3 protein-coding genes and 1 pseudogene are annotated in these 3,718 nt (G+C 72.4%); 1 reads left to right on the top strand and 3 read right to left on the bottom strand.

What is annotated here, in order from left to right; all coding sequences use genetic code 11:
• Positions 1 to 343 (bottom strand): annotated as a pseudogene (locus ABZ646_RS42555) (hypothetical protein); the annotation flags it as partial.
• Positions 344 to 407: 64 nt separating this feature from the next.
• Between ABZ646_RS42555 and ABZ646_RS42550 the strand changes: the two are divergent.
• Entirely contained in the window at positions 408 to 779 is a 372-nt protein-coding gene (locus tag ABZ646_RS42550) for an NTP pyrophosphohydrolase (protein WP_360531973.1), read from the top strand.
• 25 nt (positions 780 to 804) lie between these two features.
• On the opposite strand, the gene ABZ646_RS42545 is transcribed toward ABZ646_RS42550, so the two are convergent.
• Positions 805 to 2,253, bottom strand: a complete 1,449-nt coding sequence (locus tag ABZ646_RS42545) for a glycosyltransferase family 39 protein (RefSeq protein WP_360531970.1) — start codon at positions 2,251 to 2,253, stop codon at positions 805 to 807.
• A 70-nt stretch (positions 2,254 to 2,323) separates the two neighbouring features.
• The coding region (locus ABZ646_RS42540) for an amino acid permease (protein ID WP_360531967.1) at positions 2,324 to 3,718 on the bottom strand (1,395 nt) is incomplete at its 5' end.

Here is a 3,718-nt window from a genome sequence, read left to right as displayed (position 1 = left end):
CGTGGTAGACGGCGGCGGCGACCGGTACCTCGTTCACCGCGAGGCGGGCCGGGTCGTACAGCGGCTGCCAGTCCATGGCGGCCAGACGAGGGCGGTAGTGGGTCGAGTGCACGAGGCCCGACTCGCCCTTGACGGTCGGCCGCCAGGCGACCAGGTGGGCGTACCCGTCCTCGCCCCGGCCCACCGAGAAGCCGGGGTGCAGCCGTTGGTCGCCGCCCAACCGCCGGGCAGCACCCCAGGGACCGCCGGGTCCGCGTTCCGCCCGGCACAGCACGGCGTCACCCGACGGCAGATACACACTGAGCCGGCCGTCACGGCCGCGATGGAGCCAGTCGCCGTTCACCGCTTCACTCTAAGCGGGGCCGTCCGCGGCAGTGGGGCGGCCCCAGGCGTGCGAGGCTTGGGGCATGGACGAGAAAGCTCCGCTGCTGGTGATCGTCGACGGCGCGAACGTCGTCGGGTCGCGGCCGGACGGCTGGTGGCGGGACCGCAGGGGCGCAGCCGAGCGGCTGCGGGACCGGCTCGCCGAGCGGGGGCTGCCCGGCCGTCCGCCCCCGGTGGAGCTGGTGCTCGTCGTGGAGGGCGCGGCCCGTGGGGTGGCGTCGGTGCCCGGGGTGCGGGTGGAGTCGGCGCCGGGCAGCGGCGACGACCGGATCGTGGAACTGGCCGCCGAGGAGCCCGGCCGCCCTCGCCTCGTCATCACCGCCGACCGTGAACTACGGCGCCGGGTGACGGAACTGGGTGCGGAAGTGACCGGGCCGAGCACCCTGCTGCACTGAGGAGCCGCTGCTCTCGTCGGCCCCGTCACTCCCCCGGCGCCCTGACGTACAGCGCCGCTCCGTCCACCTCGCCCGCCTGTTCGTAGCCGGCCGCGAGCAGGCGGCGCAGGCTCGGGACGCGGTCGGGGCCGTAGGGCTTGCCCCGGGAGTCGTCGATCACCAGGACCGGCGGGCGGGCGGCCAGTTCCGCGCGGAAGACCGGCCAGGTACCGGCGACGGCGTACTTCTCGCCGACCAGCGGTCCGTCCCGGCCGCCGCTGAAGTTGGTGAGGAGGCCGGCGGTGAGGTAGCGGGTGGCAGGGGTGCGGCCGGCGAGCCAGTACGTCTCCGGGTGCATTCCCCAGACCAGGACCCGGTCGCCGGGCGCGCTGCGGCGGTCCAGGGTGAGCGCCAGCCGCTGGGCGTGGGCGAGTTCGGTGCGCGGGGCGCACAGTCCCCAGGTCAGGAACAGGGCGCAGGCGCAGCAGGACGTGAGGACGGCGGCCGTGACCCGTTCCCGTGGCAGGACGTGGAGCGCGGCGGTGGCCAACAGGGCGAGGGGCGGGGTGAGTTGCAGGAAGTAGTGGCCGAAGAAGTGGAAACCGAGGGTGACGGCGATCGCCGACGCGGCCAGCCACAGCCACAGGTCGGCGGCCCCCGTACGGGCGATGCGCAGGGCTCGTACGACCGGCGGCAGCAGACCGGCACAGGCCAGCGCGAGGATCGCGGTGTTGGTCAACGCCCTCGCCAGCACGTGGAGCTCGGAACCGGTGAAGGAGGCGTAGGTGCCGGAGCCGGTGACCGTCCAGAAGGCGAAGCCGGCCGGGTCGGTGGCCAGGGCCGCGCCGAGCACCGGCAGGACCGCGCCGGTCGCGAGTCGCAGCACGGCCGCGCGTACGTCGCCGTACCGGTGCAGGAGCCACACCACCGGCAGCAGGACCGCGCCACCGGTCTGCTTGGTGAGGACGGCGCAGGCGACGGCCACCCCGGCGGCCGCCCAGCGGCGGCGGTCCGCGCACCACATCGCGGCCGCCGTGCAGGGCAGTATGAACACCTCGAAGGTGGCCGCCTGGGCGTCCTCGGGGTTGAGCCCCACGGAGACCAGCAGGTAGAGCACCCCGGCGGTACGGCCCGCGCGGTCACCCCAGCGGCGCCGGGCGAGCGAGGCCAGCAGCACGGCGGTGGCCAACTGCGCGAGGACGGCGAGGACCCGGACCGGGGCGAGCGAGCCGGACCCGAAGACCGCGAACACCCCTTCGTACAGCCAGGGCAGCAGGGGCGGCTTGCGGTCCACGACCGTCTGGTACAGCTGCCCGCCCCGCGCCAGCATCCCCGCCTGTACGGCCAGGTAGCCCTCGTCGGGGTTCCACAGCGGCCGGACGAAGGACGGCGCCCTGGTCACGCAGGCCAGTACGGCGAGCGGCGGCAGCAGCCGGGTCCAGTACCCCTTCCGTACGACTACGGACCGTGGCAGAGCGAGGGGCGCGGCGAGCATGGAGTGCACGCTATCCGCCCCGCGGTCCCATCAGGACGGGACATACGGGGCCGCAGCGGCGAGCCGATGATTACGGAGCGTCCACCGGGGTGCGCTGCTGCCGGGCGAGGCGGCTGTGCGTGCGGCCGTAGAGGAAGTAGACGAAGAAGCCGATGACCATCCAGACGGCGAACCGCAGCCAGGTCTCGGCGGGCAGGTTGAGCATCAGCCACAGCGAGGCCAGCACGGACACGATCGGCAGCACGGGCACCCACGGGGTGCGGAAGGACCGCTCCAGGTCGGGGCGGGTGTTGCGCAGGATGATCACGCTGATCGCGACGACGATGAACGCGAAGAGGGTGCCGATGTTCACCAGTTCCGCGAGTTCGCTGAGACTGGTGAAGCCGGCCACGATCGCGATGATGACGCCGAGCAGGATGGTCGGCCGGTACGGGGTGCGGAATTTCGGGTGGGTGTGCGAGAAGAACCGGGGCAGCAGCCCGTCCCGGCTCATCGCGAAGAACACCCGGGACTGGCCGAGCAGCAGGATCATGCACACGGTGGTCAGGCCGACGGCGGCGCCGAAACTGATCAGACCGGCGAACCAGGGGTGCCCGGTGGCCTTGAACGCGTCGGCGAGCGGGGCGTCCACGGACAGGTCCCGGTACTTCTGCATGCCGGTCACCACGATGGCCACGGCGACGTAGAGCAGGGTGCAGATGATCAAAGAGCCGATGATGCCGCGCGGCACGTCCCGCTGGGGGTTGCGGGTCTCCTCGGCGGCGGTGGCGACGACGTCGAAGCCGATGAAGGCGAAGAAGACGACGGACGCGGCGGTGAAGATGCCCATCACGCCGAAGTTGGACGGTGCCCAGCCGATCATCAGCTGGATCAGCGGCGCCTTGAGGTTGCCGCCGGCCGGCACGGCCTCCTTCGGCGGGATGAAGGGGCTGTAGTTGCCGCTGTGGATGAAGAAGGCGCCCGCGATGATGACGACCAGGACGACGGCGACCTTGATGGCGACGACGACCGAGGTGACCCGGGCGGAGAGCTTCATGCCGACGACGAGGATCGCGGTGAGGACGAGGACGAGGGCGGCGGCGAGGATGTCGAAGCCGAATCCGTGGGCGCCGTCCCTGCCGCTCAGGTACGCCGGGAGGTGCCAGCCGGCGTTGTCGAGCAGCGAGTGGACGTACCCCGACCAGCCGACGGCGACCACCGCCGTGCCCAGCGCCAGTTCCAGCACCAGGTCCCAGCCGATGATCCAGGCGGGGAACTCGCCGAGCGAGGCGTAGGAGAAGGTGTACGCGGAGCCCGCGACCGGGACGGTGGAGGCGAACTCGGCGTAGCAGAGTGCGGCCAGGCCGCAGACGACGCCGGCCACCACGAAGGAGAGCGGAAGGTGACCGTGGCGACGGGACGGATCGTCGCCGGCCGCTACGAACTGTCCACGCTCATCGGCCAGGGTGGCATGGGCCAGGTGTGG

This window comes from Streptomyces sp. NPDC007162 (assembly GCF_040634175.1).
In the GTDB taxonomy this organism is placed as follows: Bacteria; Actinomycetota; Actinomycetes; order Streptomycetales; family Streptomycetaceae; genus Streptomyces.
This window is presented reverse-complemented; position numbering and strand designations above follow the sequence as displayed.

Excerpts from the sequence above, each read along its gene's own strand:
- ABZ646_RS42550 (WP_360531973.1), top strand. The coding sequence starts at position 408 with ATGGACGAGAAAGCTCCGCTGCTGGTGATCGTCGACGGCGCGAACGTC.
- ABZ646_RS42545 (WP_360531970.1), bottom strand. The coding sequence starts at position 2,253 with ATGCTCGCCGCGCCCCTCGCTCTGCCACGGTCCGTAGTCGTACGGAAG.